This is a genomic window from Allobranchiibius sp. GilTou38 (assembly GCF_017565325.1).
Classification (GTDB): Bacteria; Actinomycetota; Actinomycetes; order Actinomycetales; family Dermatophilaceae; genus Allobranchiibius; species Allobranchiibius huperziae.
Genome location: NZ_JAGEKN010000016.1, coordinates 1 through 19,037 on the forward strand (window position 1 = coordinate 1; position 19,037 = coordinate 19,037).

A 19,037-nucleotide genomic window follows, 5' to 3' on the forward strand; every position below is an offset into this window, starting at 1 on the left:
CCACGTGGTCCGGGACTTCTCGCATGCGGTCGGCGGCGTGGGCCTTCGCCACGTCCTCGACCCTCACGCCGCCGTCGATCGAGTGGACATCCATGAATCGAGGCATCGGTGACTCCTTGAGATGGTTCCGGAGCGTCCAACGTACGACGCGGTCGGACGCCGACGGCCCCTCCATCAGGACAGGTCGCCCCGGCCTTATCGAGGGTCTGAGTAGGTGCCCGGGCTGTCCGGAGTCGCGGTGAAGGCCTCCGGGCGCTCGCGGGGCGCGTCGGCGAGGGCGGCGCGGACGCCGGCGACGTCGAGGTCGGTCGTGTAGACCGGGGTGCCCGGCTGCTGGCGCCACGAGTCGGCGATCGTGCCCGCGTCGACCGGGTCGAAACCGAGGGCGTCGACCAGCTCCTGCACCACCTTCTTGGCGTCCGCATCGTCACCCGCGATCGGCAGAGCGATGCGCCCGTCGGCACCCTGCGGCTGGCCCTTGTCCTGCAGGTGAGCGGCGAAGATATTGTTGAACGCCTTGACGACCGGATGACCGATCCGGTCCTGCACCCAGTCGCTCTCGACCGCCCCGTCCTCGATCGCGGCGATGCGCCCGTCGCGTTCGCGTGGGTAGTAGTTGCCCGTGTCGACGACCACGACGTCCGCCGGGACGTCGGCGAAGAGGCCGGCGGGCAGCGACTCGACCTTGGCCTGGGGGATGGTGACGACGATCAGGTCCTTGTCCCGTACGGCGTCCTGCACGGTGACGGCGCTCGCGCCGGTCTCCGACGCCAGCTCTTGCAGCGTCTGCGGTCCGCGTGAGTTCGCGACCTGCACGTCGTGGCCGAGGGGCACGAGCCCGCGCACGAGGGCCCCGCCGATGTTGCCGGCTCCGATGATCCCGATCCGCATGATGCGACCTTCCATAGATGTTCGGTGTGCTGCGAACATAGCACCCACCTCAGGAACAGTCGACGGTCGTCGAACATGAGATGCTGAGGCGCATGGCGAGCAGGAGATCCGGGCCCCTCACGCACCCCGACCAGCAGGACATCGACCTGTCCCGGGTGATGGCGGCGTTGAGCGACCCCGTGCGGCTGGGCATCGTCTCGGCGCTGGACGGCATCGACCGTGGGGTGCCCTGCTGCTCGCTGGAGCTGCCCGTCGGCAAGTCGACCGCCAGCCACCACTTCCGCGTGCTGCGTGAGGCCGGCGTGCTCCTGCAGTCCGACGAGGGCACCCGCAGGATGAACCAGGTACGCCGCGCGGATCTGGACGCGCGCTTCCCCGGACTGCTCGACCTGGCGCTCGCGCACGGCCGGGAGGCGCCGGTGCAGGTGCGCTGAAAACGCCTCGGGCACACAGCGATCACTGTGTGCCCGAGGCGTCGTCGATGTGCTCTGCCGAGGTCAGCTCCGCACGACGGTCGGCGCGGTGAGCGGCGAACCGGACTTCAGGACCCGCCGGCGGGCGGCGGCGACCCCGCCGTACGACTGCTCGATCGAGGTCAGGCGTGCCGCGTAATGGCTGATCGGGGTCTCGAAGGTCATCCCGATACCGCCGTGCAACTGCACGACCTCCTCGGCGACCACACGGGCGGCCTGGGCGATGTAGACGAACGCGTCGTCTGCCGTGGCGTCCACATCGGTGTCGTCGGTCTGCGCGTCCCGCTCGAGGCTGGCGGTCGCCCACAGCGCGACCGAGCGGGCGAGTTCCACCTCGGCGTAGAGGTCGGCAGCGCGGTGCACCAGGGCCTGGAACGTCGACAGCGTCACGCCGAACTGCTTGCGCGACTTCAGGTAGTCGACCGTCACCTTGCTCGCGCGGTCCATCAGGCCCACGGCCTCGGCGAGCACCGCGATGCGGGCGCGGGCGACGCCGGCGTCGAAGGCGCGGCGACCCTGGTCGCCGGCGGTGCCCAGGAGAGTGGCGGGCGTCCCCTCGAAGGTGACCCGTGAGACCCGGGTCCAATCGGCGGTGCGGCCGTCCGTGCGGGTGATCCCCTCGGCGTCGCCGTTCACCAGGTAGACACCGAAGCCGGCGTCACCGGACGCGGTCACGAGCAGCCACTTGGCCTGATCGGCGTGTGCGACAGCGGTCTTCGTGCCCGACAGGGTGACCTTGTCATCATCGCCGGTCGCGGTGGTGGCGGGTGCGGCGTCCCAGACGCGGCCGGGCTCGGAGTGCGCGACGGCGGCGATCGCCTCGCCGGCGGCCAGCGCGCTCAGGACCTCATCCGGCGCGGAGCCGCTCGCGGACAACAGCCACGACGGCAGGTAGACGCCGTCGAGGAAGGGCTCGATGGCGGCGTTCTGGCCGAGCGCGTAGAGCGCGGCGTACACCTCGCCCGCGCCGGCGGCCAGGCCGTCGTGCTCCTCGTCGATGGTGAGCGCGCTCGCGCCGATCTCCGCCAGGGTCGAGAAGAGCTTCTCGTCCCAGCCGACATCGCTGGCTGCGGCCTTGCCGCGGAACTCGGCGGTGTACGTGCGGGCCAGGGCGTCGTCGATGCTCTCGGCGAAGGCTTCCTGGTCTTCGTTCAATGTCAGGTCCATCAGATGCTCTCGTTCGTCGTGTCGAAGGGGTCTGCCGGCGTCCTGCGGGTCACAGACCCAGGACCGCCTTGGCGATGACGCCACGCTGGATCTCGTTGGAACCACCGAAGATCGACAGCTTGCGCATGTTGAGGTACTGCAGGGCGGCCGTACTCGCGGCGTGCTCGCTGCTCAGGCCGACCGGTGTGCCGTCGGTGCCCTCGGTGTCCCCGACGAGCACGGAGTCGGTGCCGCCGGCATCCAGTCGCAGCGCGGTGAGGCTCTGCAGCAGTCGGGTGCCCTCGAGCTTCAACAGGGAGGACGCCGGGTCCGGCTTGCCGTCGGCCGAGGCGCCCGCGACACGCAGCTGGGTCGCCTCCAGAGCAAGCAGCCGCATCTTGGCGGTGTGCAGCCGGGAACGGAAGTCCGGGTCGTCGGCGAGGGTGCCCTCTTCGACGTCGGTCTCCTTGGCGGCGTCGACCAGCTCGGCGAAGACCCGCTGGCTCGTGCCCACCTGGGCGATGCCGTTGCGCTCGTTGCCGAGCAGGAACTTGGCGTAGGTCCAGCCCTTGTTCTCCTCGCCGACCAGGTTGGAGACCGGCACGCGGACGTCGTCGAAGAAGAACTCGTTGACCTCGACGCTGCCGTCGATCAGCTTGATCGGGCGGCGCTCGATGCCCGGGGTCTTCATGTCGACCAGGATGAAGGAGATGCCCTGCTGCTTGCGCTCGGCACCGGGGTTGGTGCGGGCGAGCAGGAACATCCAGTCGCCGTACTGCCCCAGCGTGGTCCAGGTCTTCTGGCCGTTGATGACGTACTCGTCACCGTCGCGGATCGCGGTGGTCTTGAGGCCGGCGAGGTCCGAGCCGGCTTCCGGCTCAGAGAAGCCCTGCGACCACCAGATGTCCAGGTTGGCCGTGGCCGGGAGGAACTTCTCCTTCTGCTCCTGGCTTCCGAACTCGGCGATGATCGGCCCGACCATGCTCACGTTGAAGGCCAGGGGAGTGGGCACCGCGGCCCGCTGCAGTTCGGAGGCGTAGATGTTCTGCTGCGTCGCGGTCCACTTCTTGCCACCCCACTGGGTCGGCCAGTGCGGCACGGCCAGCCCGTGCTCGTGCAGGATCCGCTGGCTCGCCACGATGTCCTCGCGGCTGATCTGCCCCCGCACCACCCGTTCGCGGATCTCGGCCGGCACCTTCTCGTAGAAGACGGTGCGCAGTTCGTCGCGGAACTGCTGCTCCTCGGGCGTGTATTCCAGATCCATCGGGGTCCTTCCAGGGTTGGTCCGGCGTGGCGATCTCTCCAGGCAGCATCTCACTTCCCGTACGCGCCGGTAGCATCACCCGGGGCAGGATGGAGCGCCGGATGAGCACAGCACGCAGGATCGCGCCGGATCCCGGCCAGGAGTCGGTGTGGGACTACCCGCGCCCACCCCGGGTCGAGGACACCGCCGAGCTGGTCGAGGTGGACCTGGGAGGGCGCACGGTCGCGAGCAGTCGCAGCGCCGTACGGGTGCTGGAGACGAGTCACCCGCCGACCTACTACCTGCCGGTCGCCGATTTCGCCGAGGGGGCATTGCGCCCGACCGCGGGATCCTCCTACTGCGAGTTCAAGGGCGTCGCGGCGTACTTCGACGTGGTGGGCGGTTCGGCGACGGCGCGCAAGGCGGCGTGGACCTATCCGGAGCCCAGCCCCGGATTCGAGCGACTGCTCGGCTACATCGCCGTCATGCCGGGCCAGGTCGACGAGTGCCGGGTGGACGGCGAGCGGGTCCAGCCACAGGCCGGGGGGTTCTACGGCGGGTGGATCACGGGGCGCGTGGTGGGCCCGTTCAAGGGTGAACCGGGGACGCTCGGGTGGTGAGCGCGCCACTGCGGATCGACCCGGACGACGCGACCCCTCCGTACGAACAGATCTGCCGGCAGATCGCGGCCGGGTCCAATGACGGCTCGCTTGCGGTCGGCACCAAGCTGCCGACCGTGCGAGGGCTCGCCGAGCAGCTCGGAGTCGCGCCGGGCACCGTCGCGAAGGCCTACACCCGGTTGGAGCAGTCCGGTCTCATCGAGACCCGCGGCCGGGCCGGCACCTTCGTGAGTTCGTCCGGTGACCGTTCGCAGGCCGAGGCGGCCGCGGCCGCTGCCGATTTCGCACAGCGGACGCGCCACCTCGCCCTCAACGAGGAATCGCTGATCTCGGTCGTACGCGCGGCCGTCACCAACGTGCGCTCGCGCTGAGGGCGTTACTTCAACTGGTTGGAGGACAGGCCGAGCAGCCGGCGGGCCACGATCAGCAGCTGGATCTGCTGGGTGCCCTCGAAGATGTCCAGGATCTTGGAGTCGCGGGCCCACTTCTCCAGCAGCTCGGTCTCGGCGTACCCGCTCGCGCCCGCGAGCTCGACGCACGCAAGTGAGACATTGACGCAGGTGCGCCCGGCCTTGGCCTTGGCCATCGACGCCTGCATCGAGTTGGGCTTGCCGTTGTCGGCCATCCACGCGGCGCGCAGGGCCAGCAGGTACGCCGCCTCGTAGTCGGCCTCCATCTGGATCAGCCGGGCCGCGGCGTACGGCTGGGTCGTGAGGGGTGCGTCGACGTCGGGGACGACGCCCTCCTTCGCCAGCAGCTCGGTCGTCAGGTCCAGGCAGGCCCGGGTGAGGCCGCACGCCATCGCGGCCACCAGCGGACGGGTGTTGTCGAAGGTCTGCATGACCCCGCCGAAGCCACCTTCGGTTCGGATCTGCGGATCTCCCAGCAGGTCGCGGGCGGGCACCCGGCAGTCCTGCAGCAGGAACGCTGCCGTGTCCGAGGCGCGGATGCCGAGCTTGTGCTCCAGCCGCACGAGCTGCATGCCCGGATTGCTGGTCTCGACCACGAACGACTTGATGGCCTGCTTGCCGAGCGACCGGTCGAGCGTCGCCCACACCACGACCAGGTCCGCACGCGAACCCGCCGTGACATAGATCTTCTCGCCGTTGAGGATGTAGTCGTCGCCGTCCTTGACGGCGGTGGTGCGAATCGCACCGGAGTCCGAACCGGCCTCCGGCTCGGTGATCGCCATCGCGGCCCACCGGTTGCCGTAACGCTCCTTCTGCTCGTCACTGGCGACGGCGGCGATCGCCGCGTTGCCCAGACCCTGGCGAGGAATGGACAGGGTCAGACCGACGTCGCCGCGACAGGTCTGCATGATCGACAGCACCGAGGACAGGTTGGCGCCGTTCTTGTTGGGCTTGCCCCGGCGGTCGTTGCGACCGGACCCGACGCCCGCCGGGGCGGTGCCGGGATCCTTGACCTGCGCCGATCCACTGGCGCCCGCGCCCTGGGTGGCGCCGGAGTCGGACATCCCGTCCAGCACCGCGGACAGCAGGTCGAGTTCGGTCGGGTACTCGTGCTCGGCCAGGTCGTACTTGCGGCTGATCGGTCGGAACATGTCGTCGGCCAGCGATGCCGCCTGGGTGAGCAGCGGGCGGAACTTCTTCGGGACTTCCAGATCAATCATGTTCAATTCCTGTCGTCGGTCGGGCCGGCTCAGACCAGCAGGGTGCCCTCGAGCACCCCGGCGCCGCGCAGGTCGCGGTACCAGCGTTCGTTGTCGTACTCCTTGACGAATCCGTGTCCGCCGAGCAGTTGCACGCCGTCGGAGCCGACCCGGGTCAGGTAGGTGGACGTGAGGCTGCGCGCGTGCGCGACGGACGCGCCCGCGTCACGCCCCGCGTCGAGCTGCGCCGCTGCCCGCCAGACGACCAGCCGCAGCGCGTCGACCTCGATCGCGGCGTCGGCCACCGTGAAGGCCACGGCCTGACGCTGGGCGATCGGCTCGCCGAAGGCGGTGCGTTCGACGGTGTACGTCGTGAGGTGGTCGACCACGGCCTGCCCGGTGCCCACCGCGGCTGCGGCCCAGGCCAGCCGGGCTCGGCGCACGGCGTCGAGCACGTCGGCGGACGTGCCGAGCACGTTGCCCGCCGGGACGCGTACGCCGTCCAGGTGCAGTCGGCCGGTAGCCGCCGCGCGCAGCCCCATGGCCGGGTCGTCGGTGGTGGTGAGGCCGGCGGTGCCGGGCTGCACCACGATCAGCCGGGGTTCGTCGTCGAGCAGCGCCGACACGATGAAGAGGTCCGCGCTCGCCGCGGCGACCACCAGCGACTTCTGTCCATCGATCACCACGTCGCCCCCATCGGTGCGGGCGAGCGTCCGGGGCTTCAGCGGGTCGAACAGCGGCTGCGGTTCGGTCATGGCCAGGGCCCCGGTCGCGGGATCGTCCTCATCGGTGAACGGCGGCAGGAAGGTCGCCTGCTGGGCCGAGTCCCCGTAGTTCACAAGGGCGTTGGCGACGGCGGCCGAGGACATGATGGCTACCGCCAGCCCCATGTCGCCACGGGCAAGCTCCTCGATGACCAGAGCGCTGGTGACCGCCGACGCCTCTTCGGCGACGCCGCCCAGATCGGTCGGGACACCGACGAGCGTGAGCCCCATCGACGCCGCCTGTCGGCGGACCTCGTCCGGCACCGCGCGGTCGGTGTCGGCCTGCCCACCGGCCGGTCGGATGACCTCGTCGGCCAACTCGCGGGCGGCCTCCTGGATCATTGCCTGGTCCTCGGACGGCGTGAGGTCGAACTCGCGGCGTGCCGTGCTGCGCTCGGGGCGGGTGGCGGACCCGGACCCGCTCTTGCGGGCGAAGGCCTTGCCGGCGGCGGTCTGGGCCCTGAAGCCCTGCTGCGCGCTCTTGTAGAGGATGCGCTCGACCTTCGAGCGCAGGACGGGGTTCTTCATGGCCTCGAGGCCGCCGGCACGGGCGATCAGGCGCAACCCGAACGCCTGGCCCTTGTCGGCGAGGCTCGGTTTGGAGTGCGTACTCACGGTGCGACGCTCCTTAGGGACGAGATGTCGTAAGTTTCCGGGCAGTAAAGTTAGCCTACTTGATAACTGGTACGCGCGGTACCGGTAACACGCGATACGGCCTCTACGGTCGGCACGCGAACGCGAGACCGCCCGACCGGGTGGCGGTCGGGCGGCCTCGTGAGAGTTGTGCGGGCGGTGTCAGGCCATCCGCTCGTACGCGGGCAGGGTCAGGAAGTCGGCGTACTCATCGGCCACCGCGACCTGCAGGAACGTCTCTTTGGCATCCTCGTAGTCGGCCGGCTCGCCGGGCAGGTCCGCGATGACCTCGTCGGCCAGCTGCAGCACCCACTCCCGCGTGATGAGCGTGCCCGTGTCGGCCGTCGTGACGTCGTTCTGGATCTGCTGCCAGATCTGCGAGCGGGAGATCTCGGCGGTCGCAGCGTCCTCCATCAGGTTGTGGATGGCCACGGCGCCGCGGCCGGTCAGCCAGCTGCGCAGGTACTGCAGGGCGATGTCGATGTTGGCGCGCAGTCCGGCCTCGGTGACGTCACCGGGCGTGGAGCGCACGTCCAGCAGCGCGGCGGCATCGACGTGCACGTCGTCGCGGGTCTTCTGCAGCTGGTTCGGTTTGCCGCCGAGCACCTGCTCGAAGACCTCGAAGCACGTTTTGACCATCGCGGGGTGGGCCACCCACGACCCGTCGAAGCCGTCGTTCGCCTCGCGCGTCTTGTCGGCGGTGACCTTCTCGTACGCCGCGGCGTTGGTCTGCTCGTCCTTGGTCGGGATCTGAGCGGCCATCCCGCCCATGGCGGACGCGCCGCGCTTGTGGCAGGTGCGCACGAGCAGCTCGGTGTATGCCCGCATGAACGGCACCGTCATCGTCACGGTGTTGCGGTCGGGGACGATGTAGTCCGCGCCGCGGGTGCGGTAGGTCTTGATGACCGAGAAGAGGTAGTCCCAGCGGCCGGCGTTGAGTCCCGAGGAGTGGTCGCGCAGCTCGTAGAGGATCTCCTCCATCTCGAATGCCGCGGGCAGCGTCTCGATCAGGCAGGTCGCCCGGATCGTGCCCTGGGGGATGCCGAGGAAGTCCTGGCCGAGCACGAAGGCGCGGTTCCATAGCCGGGCCTCCTTGTGGCTCTCCATCTTGGGCAGATAGAAGTACGGCCCGTGGCCGCGGTCGATCTGCTTCTGACCGCAGGCGGTGAGGTAGAGCGCGAAGTCGACGAGGGAGCCCGAGGTCTGCTCACCGTCCACCAGGATGTGCTTCTCCGGCAGGTGCCAGCCGCGCGGCCGCACGATGATCGTCGGCTGCTGCTCGAACGGCGCGACCTTGTACTCCTTGCCCTCGGCGCTGGTGAAGTCGAGCGTGCCGTCGATGGAGTCCATCAGGTTGAGCGGACCCTGCACGACGTTGCCCCACATCGGGGTGTTGGCGTCCTCCTGGTCTGCCAGCCAGGCGCGGGCGCCGGAGTTGAGGGCGTTGATCGTCATCTTGGCGTCGGTCGGGCCGGTCATCTCCACCCGGCGGTCCTCCAGGCCCGGCGCCAGCGGCGCCACCTTCCAGCTGTCGTCCTCGCGCACTGCGCGGGTCTCCTCGAGGAAGTCCAGGTCGGTCCCGTCGGCCACCTGCTTGATGCGGGCCGCTCGCGCCTGCAGCGCGGTGAGGCGGTCGGCGTTCAACTCACGCTGCAGGCGGGCGATGAGTGCCAGCGCCTTCGGCGACAGGATGACGTCATAGCGCTCCTGCAGAGGTCCCGTCACCTGCACGCCGTCGGGCAGCTGAAGAGTGGGTGCGTCGGACATCGATCCTCCTGAGAAGGCACGGAATCGGCGCGCTGGAGCGCCGCGGGCGTTGATCCGTCGATGTTACCAGCCGGTAACATCGACGCAGCCCTTCTGGGACAGTCTGCCGGACACGCCGTGTGCCGCCCCGTCGATGACGGAGCGGCACACGGTCGGAAGTGACGATGGGTTGAAAATCAGTCCTTCTTCGCCAGGTCGGCGATCGAGACCAGGTGGTACTTCTCGGCCGTGGCCTTGGTCACCATGACCGAGTCGTTGTCCTGTGCCTGCGCCGGGGTCAACGCGACGATGCTGGAGGGCAGCGCCTTCTTCAGTGCCGCCATCACCTCTGCAGTGCTGGAGGCACTGGTCGAGTTGTCCAGGTAGCTCGCCAGGGCGCCGTTGTACTCCGGGAACATGTTGATCGATCCGGCCTTCAGCGCCGGGTAGTACTTCTCGCGGCTGCCGATGTTGAACTTGTCGGTGACCTTCGCTCCTGCGCTCTTCAGGGCCTGGGAGTAGAGGTTGCCGAGTACGACGCTCTCGGGGAAGTTCGAGGAACCGACGCTGAGCGATACGCCGCTGGCCTTGCCCGGCATGTTGATCGGGTTCTTGGCCAGGAAGGCCTTCGCGACCGCCGCGGGATCCTCCTTGTCGGTGATGGCCTGGGAGACCATGTCGACCAATGCCTGCTGCGACAGCTTGGCCGACACCGCGTTGAGCACCGCCTCGACTCCCGGTGTCGCCTTGCTCTTGCTCACCAGCGGGGTGATGTTCTGGGCCGCGAAGTTGTTCTTCGGATCCTTGAGGGAGACGAACCCGTACTTCTTGATCGACGGGTCCGTGCTGAAGATGTCGGCCGCATCGATCTGACCGTTCACCAGCGCCCCGACGGTGACCGGGCCGCCGGTGTCGGTGACGGTGTACTTGCCGAAGACGACGCCGTAGTTCTTCTTCAGCCCCGGGAGACCGTTGGCGCGGGTCTTGAACTCGGCCGAGCCTCCCATGATGAGCTTCGAGGCGACGGTGCCGCTGCCCGATGTCGCGCCGTTGCTTCCCCCGGTCTTGGAGCTGTCCTTGCCGCACGCGGCCAGGCCGAGGCCCAGGCCGATCACTGCGACGATGCCGATGCTGCTTCTGATCATGGTCAGCCCTTCTTCGCAAGGTCCGCGATGGACACGAGCTTGTACTTGTCGGCGGTGGCCTTGGTCACCACGATGGCGTCGCTGTCCTGGGCCTCGGCGGGCTTGAGCGCGACGATGCTGGATGGCAGGGCCTTGGACAGCGCGGTGTCGACGGCGGTCGTGCTCGCCTCGGTGGCCCCCTGCTGCAGGTAGCTGAGCACGGCGCCGTTGTATTCGGGGAAGACGTTGATCGAGCCGGATTTCAGTGCCGGGAAGTACTTCTCACGGCTGCCGATGTTCAGCTTCGTCGACACCTTTGCGCCCGCGCTCTTGAGGGCCTCCGCGTAGATCTCGGCAAGGACGACGTTCTCCGGGAAGTTCGCCGACCCGACGGTGAGCGAGGCTCCGCTCGCCTTGCCCGACATGTTGACGGGGTGCGCCGAGAGGAAGCTCTTGGCCACAGCGTCGGGGTCCTTCTTGTCGGTGACCGCCTGGGTGACCAGGTCGCGCAGGGCCGCGGTGGACAACGTGGCGGAGACCGCGTTCAGCACCGCCTCCACACCGGGAGTGGCCTTGGACTTGCTGACCAGCGGGATGATGTTCTGAGCCGCGAAGTTGTGCTTGGGGTCGGTGAGCACCACGAAGTTGTCGGCCTTGATCGACGGGTCGGTGGTGAAGATGTCGGCCGCGTCCACCTGGCCGTTCTTCAGGGCGCCGATGGTCACCGGGCCGCCGGTGTCGGTGACGGTGTACTTGCCGAAGGCGACGCCGTAGTTCTTCTTGAGCCCGGGCAGCCCGTCGGCCCGGGTCTGGAACTCGGCCGGTCCGCCCATGATCAGTTTCGAGGCGACGGTGCCGGCGGCAGCACTACCGCTGCCACTGCCGCTGCCGGATTTCGAACTGTCCTTACCGCACGCGGCGAGGCCGAGGCCGAGGCCGGCGACCGCGACGATGCTGATGGTGCGCTTGATCATCTGTGCTCCTGTGGTGAAGTGCCTGCTGGTGAACTGGTCAGTTTTCGAAGGGACCGCTCCGGGGCCTCTCAGGCGGCTACCTCCGCCTCGTCGAGGGCGGCCACCCGGGAGTCGGCCTCCCCGGCGGCGCCGCGGCGCCGGTCGGCGCGTTTGGAGAACCGGCGGCTCACCCCGGGAGAGACGAGGACCCGCTGGATCGCTGCCAGGAGGAGGTCGAAGAGCAGCGCCAGCGCCGCGACGAGGACTCCGCCGCCGATCATCTGGGGAAAGTCGCGCTGGGCGAGTCCGTCGTAGATGAAGCGGCCGAGGCCGCCGAGCGGCACGAACGATGCGATGGTGGCCGTGGCGATGAGCTGCAGCGCCGCGGAGCGCACTCCCGAGAAGATGAGGGGCAGGGCGTTCGGCACCTCCACCTTGAGCAGCACCTGGCCACCCTTCATCCCCATGCCGTATGCGGCGTCCCGCACCGTGGGGTCCACGTTCTCGACGCCGGCGTAGGTGCCGGCGAGGATCGGCGGGACGGCGAGCAGCATGAGGACAATCTCGGTCGGAATGATGAATCCAGCCTGGGTGCGCCCGTGGAAGTGCGGGGAGATGATCACCACCAGCAGGATCAGCAGTCCGATGCTCGGGATCGACCTGATGGCGTTGGCGACGGAGACGGCCGAACCGCCCCTGCCCGTGTGGCCGATGAGCAGGCCCAACGGCACGGCGATCAGCATCGCGATCAGGAGCGCGATGCCGACGTAGGAGATGTGGCGTTCCAGCTGCGTGACGATGCCGTCGGTCGTCCCCGTCCCGCGCCAGTGCGACGGGTCGTTGAGCCAGGTGATGACGTTGCCGATCATGCTCGTACCGCCCGTCGCCACGGTGTGAGCCCTCGACCGGCCAGGATCACCAGCGCGTCCAGCGCGAGCGCGAGGATCACGCAGAGGATCAGGCCCAACACGATGGGCGGGTAATAGGGGCTGGTCCCGGAGGACAGCTGGTAGCCCGTCGTGAAGAGGTTGCCGAGGTTCTGGAAGCCGATGGTGCCGGCGATCGCCACGATGCTGACGTTGGAGACCACGGCTACCCGTAGGCCCGCGGTGATCACGGGCACGGCGATCGGCAGGTCGACCTTGAAGAAGCGGGCCAGCGGGGTGAAGCCGATGGCGGTGGCCGCCTGGCGGGTGTCCTCACTGACCGAGCCGAGGCCGTCGGCGACGACCCGCACCAGCAGCGCCACCGAATAGACCGTGAGGGCGATCGGCACCTGCAGTTCCGAGAGCTGGTCCAGGTGCAGCAGCGGCGGGATCAGCACGAAGAGCGCGATCGAGGGGATGGTGTAGAGCAAGCCCGAGACGGTCATGATCGGCGGATAGCTCCACGAGAACCGGTTCGAGAGCCACCCGAGCGGCAGCGCGATGATCAGTCCAAGGACGACTGGTACGACCGAGAGCCAGGTGTGGGACCAGAGCAGCTGCAAGTCCGTGCTGCGGTGGTCCATGAAGTAGCTCCAGAAGCTGAGCGGTGAGGAACTCACCTCGCTCGCGAGGCCGCTCACGCCGGACCCTTCTGCAGCGTGGCCGGCGTGGCACCGGAGACCCGGTGGTCGGCGCCGTTCTGGTCGGCCTGGCCGGGCTGGTCCGTGTGGTCGGCGAGGGACGGGCGGGGCTCGGTCTTGATGAGCTGCACGACCTCGTCGAGCTGGGCGCTGCCGAGCAGCCGGTGGTCCTCGTCGACGACCACGCCGCGCCCGGACGGCGAGGACAGGCAGGCGTCGAGGGCCGCACGCAGCGATCCGCCCTGGGTGGCGAGGGTGCCGCCGCGGTAGAGCAGCTCCTCGGTGACCTCGCGTCCGGCGGTCTGCCCCACGTTGATCCAGCCCTGCGGGTGCAGGTCACCGTCGACCGCGAGCAGCCACTCGGCGGCCTCGGACGCGGCCGGGACCGTCTCGCCCATCCGCACGGTGGGCTCCTCGTGGTGCGGCAGCTCCTGCCCCTCGCTGAACCCGAGCGCGCGATAGCCGCGGTCGCGCCCGACGAACCCGGCCACGAACGCGTCGGCCGGGCGGGCGAGCAGGTCGGCGGGGGTGGCGAGCTGGGCCAGGTGGCCGCCGACGCGCAGGACGGCGATCTGGTCGCCAAGCTTGATGGCCTCGTCGATGTCGTGGGTGACGAACACGATGGTCTTGCCGAGGTCGTCCTGCAGGCGCAGGAACTCGTCCTGCAGTTGCTCGCGCACCACCGGGTCGACCGCCGAGAACGGCTCGTCCATCAGCATCACCGGCGGGTCGGCCGCGAGCGCGCGGGCGACGCCGACGCGCTGCTGCTGGCCACCGGACAGCTGGGCGGGGTAGCGCTTGGCGAAGCCCCGATCCAGACCGACCCGCTCGAGCAGATCCATCGCGTCGCTGCGCGCCTTCTTCTTGTCGGTGCCGAGCAGCAGCGGCACGGTGGCGACGTTGTCGACGATGGTGCGATGGGGGAAGAGGCCGGCGTGCTGGATGACGTAGCCGATCCGGCGCCGCAGTTCGTGCGTGGCGATCTCGGAGGTGTCGCGGTCGTCCAGCCAGATGGAGCCGGCCGAGGGCTCGATCATCCGGTTGATCATCCGCAGGCTCGTGGTCTTGCCGCAGCCTGATGGACCGACGAGGACGGTGATCTTGCCGGTCTGCGCGGTCAGGTCGAGGGAGTCCACGGCGACGGTCCCGTCGGGATATCGCTTGGTGACGTTGTCGAAACGGATCATGCGCAATCTCTCCTAGGTGCCGAGCTGGACTTCGAGACGGTGCGCCGCTGCCGCAATCACAGCACCGCAGTGTGACAACGCGTTTCCGGTGAGTCGGTAGGTCGGGCCGAGGATCGTGACCGCGGCGACGATCCTGTCCTGCGATCGCACCGGAGCGGAGACCGCCGTGATGTCGGGCTCCAACTGCCCGCGGGTGGCGAGATAACCCTGCGGCGTCGCCTCTCCGGCCAGTGCGGCGCGCACGGCGTACGCGTCCCGGCCGACCTCCCGGCCGATCCACGAACTGTGCCGGATGGGCCAGGTGCCCTCGTGCGTCGCGGCGTACACGGCGGTCCGACCCGGTCCGGGCAGGGCGAGGTAGGCCGACTCGCCGGTCGCGTCGACCACGTCCGCGAGCAGCGGGCGGCTGTGAGCGACGAGGCGGTGACTGCTGAGGGCGCGGGTCCCGATCTGCACCATCCGCGGACCGGCGCCGAAGCTGCCGTCGGGGTCGCGGGTGACGAACCCGGAGTTCTCCAGGGTGCGCAGGAGACGCAGTGCGGTGCTCGCGGGCAGCGCGGTACGGCGTGCGCACTCGGTCAAGGTCAACGACTGTTCGCCGCACACTTCCGAGAGCAGGGCCATGGCCCGGTCGACGGCACGGGTCGACGACGCGGGGGCCTCGGAGGCCGTCCTGCCGGGAGCGCTCAACGGTTTCCATTCCATAGCAACGGGTTTTCGCTAGGCGGTAGCCTGGCACTCTTTTCCTGTCTGTGGAACCACCCGGCGATCTCTCGCCTGGCGGCGCTCGGTAGGGGAGGGTGTGGGGGTGGAACTGACGTCTGCGGGACTGCGCATCGGCGATATCGCTCGCATCGCGCTGAGTCGCGAAATGCTCTCTGTGACAACGGAAGTCAGCGAGCGAGTGGCCTCCGGCGCCGCCGTCGCGGAACGCCTGTCGGCGCAGCGGCCGGTCTACGGTCGTTCCACCGGGGTCGGCGGCAACCGATCGGTGCCCGTCCAGGATCCGGACGGTCAGCTGGCCCGGGTGCTGCGCTCGCACGCCACCTCGCTCGGCACGCCCCGTGACGCGACCCGGGTGCGGGCGATGATCGCTGTGCGGATCGGTCAGCTCGCGGCCGGCGGCAGCGGGCTCAGTCGGACGGCGTTCGACGCCCTGCTCGAGCTGCTCAACACCGACACCCTGCCTCCCGTGCTCGAGCGCGGGAGCATCGGCACCGGCGATCTCAGCGCCCTGGCCACGGTGGGGGTCGCGTTGCTGGACCACCCCGACGGCCCGCGTGTCCAACCGGGTGACGCGCTGGCGCTCATCTCCAGCAACGCCGCTGCCATCGGGGACGCGGCGCTCGCGATCCACCGCCTGGAAACCCTCACCAGAGCCGCCGTGCCGATCGCCTCGCTCACTCTGCGTGCGGTGCACGGCAACGTCGAGCCCTTCGGGCCGGCCGTCGAGCGTGCCACCCCGTTCCGCGGTGCGCACCGGGTGTGCGCCGGGATGAGGCAGGTGCTGGACGATGACGGGTACGCCGATCCGCCGGCCCGGATCCAGGATCCGTTCGGGCTGCGCGCCATGCCCCAGGGTCACGGGGTCCTGCTCGACGCGCTCGACCGGGCCGCGGGCACCGTCCACGCGATGGCGAACGCGCCGAGCGAGAACCCGGTCTTCGACGAGCACAGTGGGATCACCCATCACGGCGCGTTCCATGCCGCCTACCTCGCGAACGCGGTGGAGGGGCTGCTCGGTGCGCTCGTGCAGGCCGCCCAGCTCGGGCTCGGCCGCACGACGATGCTGGCGAGCCCCGGGCTCACCGGTGCCTCGGCGTTCCTCGCCGACGGCACTCCCGGCGCGTCCGGCACGATGCTGGTGGAACTGGTCGCGGCGTCGGCCATGGCGGCGCTGCGCTCCCTCGCCGCCCCGGCCAGCGCCGGGACCGTCACGCTGTCGCGGGGACTGGAGGACGACGCGTCCTTCGCGTCGGTGTCGGCGCGGGGCGCGCTCGATGCCGAGCAGGCCTACCGCGACCTGCTCGCCGCCGAACTCCTCACTGCCGCCAGAGCCCTCACCCTCACCGGGCGAATGCCTCGGTGGTCCCAGCTTGCACCCTTGCAGGCAGGTCTCGCTCGGTTGGAGGATCGCGACCTGACGGCCGATCTGCAGGCGGCACGGCAGGTGGTGCCGGACCTGGCCCACCGGCTGCGGGTCCGCTGAGTCAGTTCGGTGCCACCCCGAGCAGCCGCGCGGGATTGTCGTGGCAGTACGCCCGCATTTCGGCGTCGCTCAGGTGCGGATCGGCGATCAGGTCGAACGGCTCGGCGTACGGCCGGTCGCTGCCGAGGACGATCGTGCGCGCGCCGAGCGCCGTACGCAGCGCGTCCACACCGAGGCGCCCGTACGAGGAGGTGTCCACGAAGAGGTCATCATCGGCGCGCGCGACGGCGCGGGCGCGCACCGCGAACCGCTCGATGGACAACGGCGCGAGACCTGCGCCCGCCACGAAGCAGATGCGCAGATCCGGCAGGAGCGAGCGGCCGACCGTCTGCCAGGACCACCACGCCGCCTGCTGGGCCGCGGGGTACTGCACCACCGCCGGCCACCAGTCGGGTCCGGGATGCGGATCCACGGGACCGGGATGCACCAGGACGGGTCGATCGGCGAGCTCGGCTCGGCGCAGCAGGGGGGCCAGGGCCTCCAGGGACGCAGGCGTGTCCATCGAGTGCGACCCCACCTGCAGACCCACGATCCCGTGGGTGCGCAGCAGCCGGTCGAGGTGAGCCAGTTCCGGCTCGCGGGTCGATGCGACGGCCCAGCCGACGAACGGGCCGCCTAGACCAGCGACGCCGGTGTGCCACGCGGCGAGCAGCGGCTGCGCGTCGTCGGGCGGCAGCGCCTCCACCCCGAGCGGTGTCGACATGGCGAGAGCGACGAGGGCCCGGTCGATGTCGGAGGCGCGCCGCAGCTCGACGTCGTGGGCCGCGGCGTCGACGTCGTACGGCGCCTCGTACGCCGTGTGCAGCGTCCAGCCGCGCAGCATCGGGGGAGTGGCACGCCGGCGCAGCCGCTCGATGAACTCCGGCGGCCACAGGTGCTGGTGGACGTCGATGCCCCCCGGTGGCCGCTGCGTCATGGAGTCCATCCTGCAGCTGCGCCCGCCACGATTTCGGCTGCGCCCCGCGAGGTAGCACCATGGTGACAGTGACAGACACCGTCCCCGGCCCTGCCGCGCTCGACGCGACGCGCCCCTCCGAGCGCCCCGCGACCAAGCCGCCCACCAGGGCGCTGCACGGGTTCGCGCTGAACGCGGCGCTGGCGTCGATGGCGCTCGGCGGCTTCGCGATCGGCACCACCGAGTTCGTCACGATGGGCCTGCTGCCGCAGATCGCGCACGGCGTGCACGTTGGCATCCCGCAGGCCGGCCACGTCGTCTCGGCGTACGCGCTCGGCGTCGTGGTCGGAGCACCGACCATCGCCACGTTGGCCGCGAAACTGCCGCGCAAGGGTCTGCTCATCGCGCTGATGATCGCGTTCGCCGTCTTCAACACGGCATCCGCGCTCGCACCGAATTTCGGCACGCTGCTCGTTGCGCGCTTCCTGTCCGGGCTCCCGCACGGAGCCTTCTTCGGCATCGCCTCGGTGCTGGCCGCCGGCCTGGTCGACAAGGAACGGCGCACCTGGGCCGTGGCCATGATCCTGTCGGGGCTGACGGTCGCGAACATCGTGGGCGTCCCCGCGTCGACCCTCATCGGTCAGGATCTCGGCTGGCAGTGGCCCTACGCCGGCGTCGGCGTCATCGCCGCACTCACCGCGCTCGCCGTGTGGCGCTGGGTGCCGCATCAGCACACGGACACCGCAGCGAACGCCGGATCGGAGCTGGCGGCCCTGCGCCTGCCGCAGGTGTGGCTGGCGCTCGGGATCGGCACTGTCGGATTCGGTGGGATGTTCGCGACCTTCTCCTACATCGCGCCGACCCTGACCCATCTCACGGGCGTGCACGACGGCGTCGTCCCGTTGTTCCTGGTCTGTTACGGCGTGGGCATGACGACCGGCGCCTTCGCCAGCGGCCGGGTCGCCCGGATCGGGCTGCTGCGCGGGATCCTGCTCTCGCTCGTCCTCATCACCGGGCTCCTGTTCGCCTTCGGCCCGATGGTGCACACGGTGCCGGGCGCGGTGGCCGCGGTCTTCCTGCTGGGTTTCGTCGGCACCCTGCTGGTGCCGATGCTGCAGACCCGGCTGATGGACGTCGCGCGCGACGGCCAGGCGCTCGCCGCCGCGCTCAACCACTCCACGCTCAACCTGGCCAACGCGCTCGGCGCCTGGGTCGGGGGACTGGTGCTCTCGCAGGGTCTGGGGTACGAGTGGCCGAGCCGGGTCGGGGCGTTCCTCGCGGTCGGCGGCATCGCCATCACCGCGGTCTCGGCGGTGGCCGGGCGGCGTACGGCGCGCAACGCCGTGGCCGCCCGACCCGCCTGAGTCCCTACTTGGGGACGACGTAGTCCACCTTCACGGTGTTGCCGTCGCCACTTGTCAGCGCGCTGACGGCCGGAGTCGCCAGCCCGCAGCCGGCGAACTTCGGGATGGAGAACGTGCCCGAGAGGCTGAACGGGTCGAACAGCCCGGTGACCTTGCCGGTGAGGTTGAGCGTCACCGGCGTCGAGGTCTTGCAGTCGTTGCCGACCAGGTTCACCGGCAGACCCAGCGGGTCGAGGCTGGTGATGTGCAGGTTGACCCGCTGGGTGACCGACACCTTGTTCTGGTAGTCGATCGTCCCCGTGGCCTTGCCGACGTTCTTGATCGCGATCGTCGCCTTGGCGAGCGGCAGACCGGCCAGCTTGATGTCCGTGCTCGTGGGGGCCAGGTTCAGTACGGCGGTGAGCTTGCGGTTGGTCAGGTCGAACTGCGCCGTCTGCGTGCCGGTGGTCGTGACCGACTTGTTCATCGCCTTGATGTACGTCGTCGCGGTGGCGTTGTGCCGCAGGGTCCACACGGTGTCGGCCGAGGCGCCCGGCGCGGAGGTGAGCAGCAGTCCCGCGCTGCTCGCGACCGCCGCGCAGCCCAACAGTGTCGTTCGCGTCCTCATGGATGA

19 protein-coding genes are annotated in these 19,037 nt (G+C 69.7%); 5 read left to right on the top strand and 14 right to left on the bottom strand.

What is annotated here, in order from left to right; translation table 11 throughout:
* Positions 1 to 195: 195 nt before the first annotated feature.
* Complete coding sequence (locus JOB34_RS16365) at positions 196 to 930, bottom strand: NAD(P)-binding domain-containing protein (RefSeq protein ID WP_347813903.1); 735 nt, start codon at positions 928 to 930, stop codon at positions 196 to 198.
* A 53-nt stretch (positions 931 to 983) separates the two neighbouring features.
* Here JOB34_RS16365 and JOB34_RS16370 point away from each other — a divergent pair, with 53 nt between their 5' ends.
* Positions 984 to 1,325: a helix-turn-helix domain-containing protein gene (locus JOB34_RS16370; protein WP_179479910.1), complete on the top strand. Its 342-nt coding sequence runs from the start codon at positions 984 to 986 to the stop codon at positions 1,323 to 1,325.
* Between the two features lie 63 nt (positions 1,326 to 1,388).
* On the opposite strand, the gene JOB34_RS16375 is transcribed toward JOB34_RS16370, so the two are convergent.
* Together JOB34_RS16375 and JOB34_RS16380 are read right to left on the bottom strand one after the other, a co-directional pair.
* Complete coding sequence (locus JOB34_RS16375) at positions 1,389 to 2,531, bottom strand: acyl-CoA dehydrogenase (protein WP_208053704.1); 1,143 nt, start codon at positions 2,529 to 2,531, stop codon at positions 1,389 to 1,391.
* A 49-nt stretch (positions 2,532 to 2,580) separates the two neighbouring features.
* Positions 2,581 to 3,774, bottom strand: a complete 1,194-nt coding sequence (locus tag JOB34_RS16380) for an acyl-CoA dehydrogenase family protein (RefSeq protein ID WP_208053705.1) — start codon at positions 3,772 to 3,774, stop codon at positions 2,581 to 2,583.
* Positions 3,775 to 3,875: 101 nt separating this feature from the next.
* On the opposite strand from JOB34_RS16380, the gene JOB34_RS16385 reads away from it, so the two are divergent.
* Complete coding sequence (locus tag JOB34_RS16385; RefSeq protein WP_243758268.1) at positions 3,876 to 4,373, top strand: DUF427 domain-containing protein; 498 nt, start codon at positions 3,876 to 3,878, stop codon at positions 4,371 to 4,373.
* Complete coding sequence (locus JOB34_RS16390) at positions 4,370 to 4,744, top strand: GntR family transcriptional regulator (RefSeq protein ID WP_347813904.1); 375 nt, start codon at positions 4,370 to 4,372, stop codon at positions 4,742 to 4,744. The genes JOB34_RS16385 and JOB34_RS16390 overlap by 4 nt, the downstream gene beginning before the upstream one ends.
* A 5-nt stretch (positions 4,745 to 4,749) precedes the next feature.
* On the opposite strand, the gene JOB34_RS16395 is transcribed toward JOB34_RS16390, so the two are convergent.
* The 9 genes from JOB34_RS16395 to JOB34_RS16435 all read right to left on the bottom strand — a co-directional run bounded on the left by JOB34_RS16395 (position 4,750) and on the right by JOB34_RS16435 (position 14,646).
* Positions 4,750 to 6,003 (bottom strand): acyl-CoA dehydrogenase family protein, encoded by a 1,254-nt coding sequence (locus JOB34_RS16395; RefSeq protein WP_208053707.1) that lies wholly within the window; start codon positions 6,001 to 6,003, stop codon positions 4,750 to 4,752.
* 29 nt (positions 6,004 to 6,032) lie between these two features.
* Complete coding sequence (locus JOB34_RS16400) at positions 6,033 to 7,361, bottom strand: acyl-CoA dehydrogenase family protein (protein WP_347813905.1); 1,329 nt, start codon at positions 7,359 to 7,361, stop codon at positions 6,033 to 6,035.
* 180 nt (positions 7,362 to 7,541) lie between these two features.
* Positions 7,542 to 9,146, bottom strand: a complete 1,605-nt coding sequence (gene aceB / locus JOB34_RS16405; protein ID WP_208053708.1) for a malate synthase A — start codon at positions 9,144 to 9,146, stop codon at positions 7,542 to 7,544.
* Between the two features lie 176 nt (positions 9,147 to 9,322).
* A complete protein-coding gene (locus JOB34_RS17945; RefSeq protein ID WP_208053709.1) occupies positions 9,323 to 10,270 on the bottom strand; it encodes a glycine betaine ABC transporter substrate-binding protein in 948 nt (315 codons plus the stop codon).
* Positions 10,271 to 10,272: 2 nt separating this feature from the next.
* Complete coding sequence (locus JOB34_RS17950) at positions 10,273 to 11,223, bottom strand: glycine betaine ABC transporter substrate-binding protein (RefSeq protein WP_208053710.1); 951 nt, start codon at positions 11,221 to 11,223, stop codon at positions 10,273 to 10,275.
* 68 nt (positions 11,224 to 11,291) lie between these two features.
* Positions 11,292 to 12,071, bottom strand: a complete 780-nt coding sequence (locus JOB34_RS16420; protein ID WP_208053711.1) for an ABC transporter permease — start codon at positions 12,069 to 12,071, stop codon at positions 11,292 to 11,294.
* Positions 12,068 to 12,769, bottom strand: a complete 702-nt coding sequence (locus JOB34_RS16425; protein ID WP_233762757.1) for an ABC transporter permease — start codon at positions 12,767 to 12,769, stop codon at positions 12,068 to 12,070. Before JOB34_RS16425 ends, JOB34_RS16420 begins: the two co-directional genes overlap by 4 nt.
* Positions 12,766 to 13,956, bottom strand: coding sequence for an ATP-binding cassette domain-containing protein (locus JOB34_RS16430; RefSeq protein WP_208053712.1), 1,191 nt, complete (start codon positions 13,954 to 13,956; stop codon positions 12,766 to 12,768). The genes JOB34_RS16425 and JOB34_RS16430 overlap by 4 nt, the downstream gene beginning before the upstream one ends.
* Before the next feature lie 12 nt (positions 13,957 to 13,968).
* Positions 13,969 to 14,646 (bottom strand): helix-turn-helix domain-containing protein, encoded by a 678-nt coding sequence (locus tag JOB34_RS16435; protein WP_208053713.1) that lies wholly within the window; start codon positions 14,644 to 14,646, stop codon positions 13,969 to 13,971.
* Between the two features lie 118 nt (positions 14,647 to 14,764).
* On the opposite strand from JOB34_RS16435, the gene JOB34_RS16440 reads away from it, so the two are divergent.
* On the top strand, positions 14,765 to 16,165 hold the full coding sequence (locus JOB34_RS16440) for an aromatic amino acid ammonia-lyase (RefSeq protein ID WP_208053714.1): 1,401 nt from the start codon (positions 14,765 to 14,767) through the stop codon (positions 16,163 to 16,165).
* A gap of 1 nt (position 16,166) precedes the next feature.
* On the opposite strand, the gene JOB34_RS16445 is transcribed toward JOB34_RS16440, so the two are convergent.
* On the bottom strand, positions 16,167 to 17,081 hold the full coding sequence (locus JOB34_RS16445) for an amidohydrolase family protein (protein WP_208053715.1): 915 nt from the start codon (positions 17,079 to 17,081) through the stop codon (positions 16,167 to 16,169).
* Positions 17,082 to 17,140: 59 nt separating this feature from the next.
* On the opposite strand from JOB34_RS16445, the gene JOB34_RS16450 reads away from it, so the two are divergent.
* Complete coding sequence (locus tag JOB34_RS16450; protein ID WP_208053716.1) at positions 17,141 to 18,424, top strand: MFS transporter; 1,284 nt, start codon at positions 17,141 to 17,143, stop codon at positions 18,422 to 18,424.
* Positions 18,425 to 18,428: 4 nt separating this feature from the next.
* Here the strand turns inward: JOB34_RS16450 and JOB34_RS16455 are convergent, their stop codons facing one another.
* The gene (locus JOB34_RS16455) at positions 18,429 to 19,031 is read right to left on the bottom strand and encodes a hypothetical protein (RefSeq protein ID WP_208053717.1); all 603 of its coding nucleotides are present in this window, start codon (positions 19,029 to 19,031) and stop codon (positions 18,429 to 18,431) included.
* Between the last annotated feature and the right edge of the window lie 6 nt (positions 19,032 to 19,037).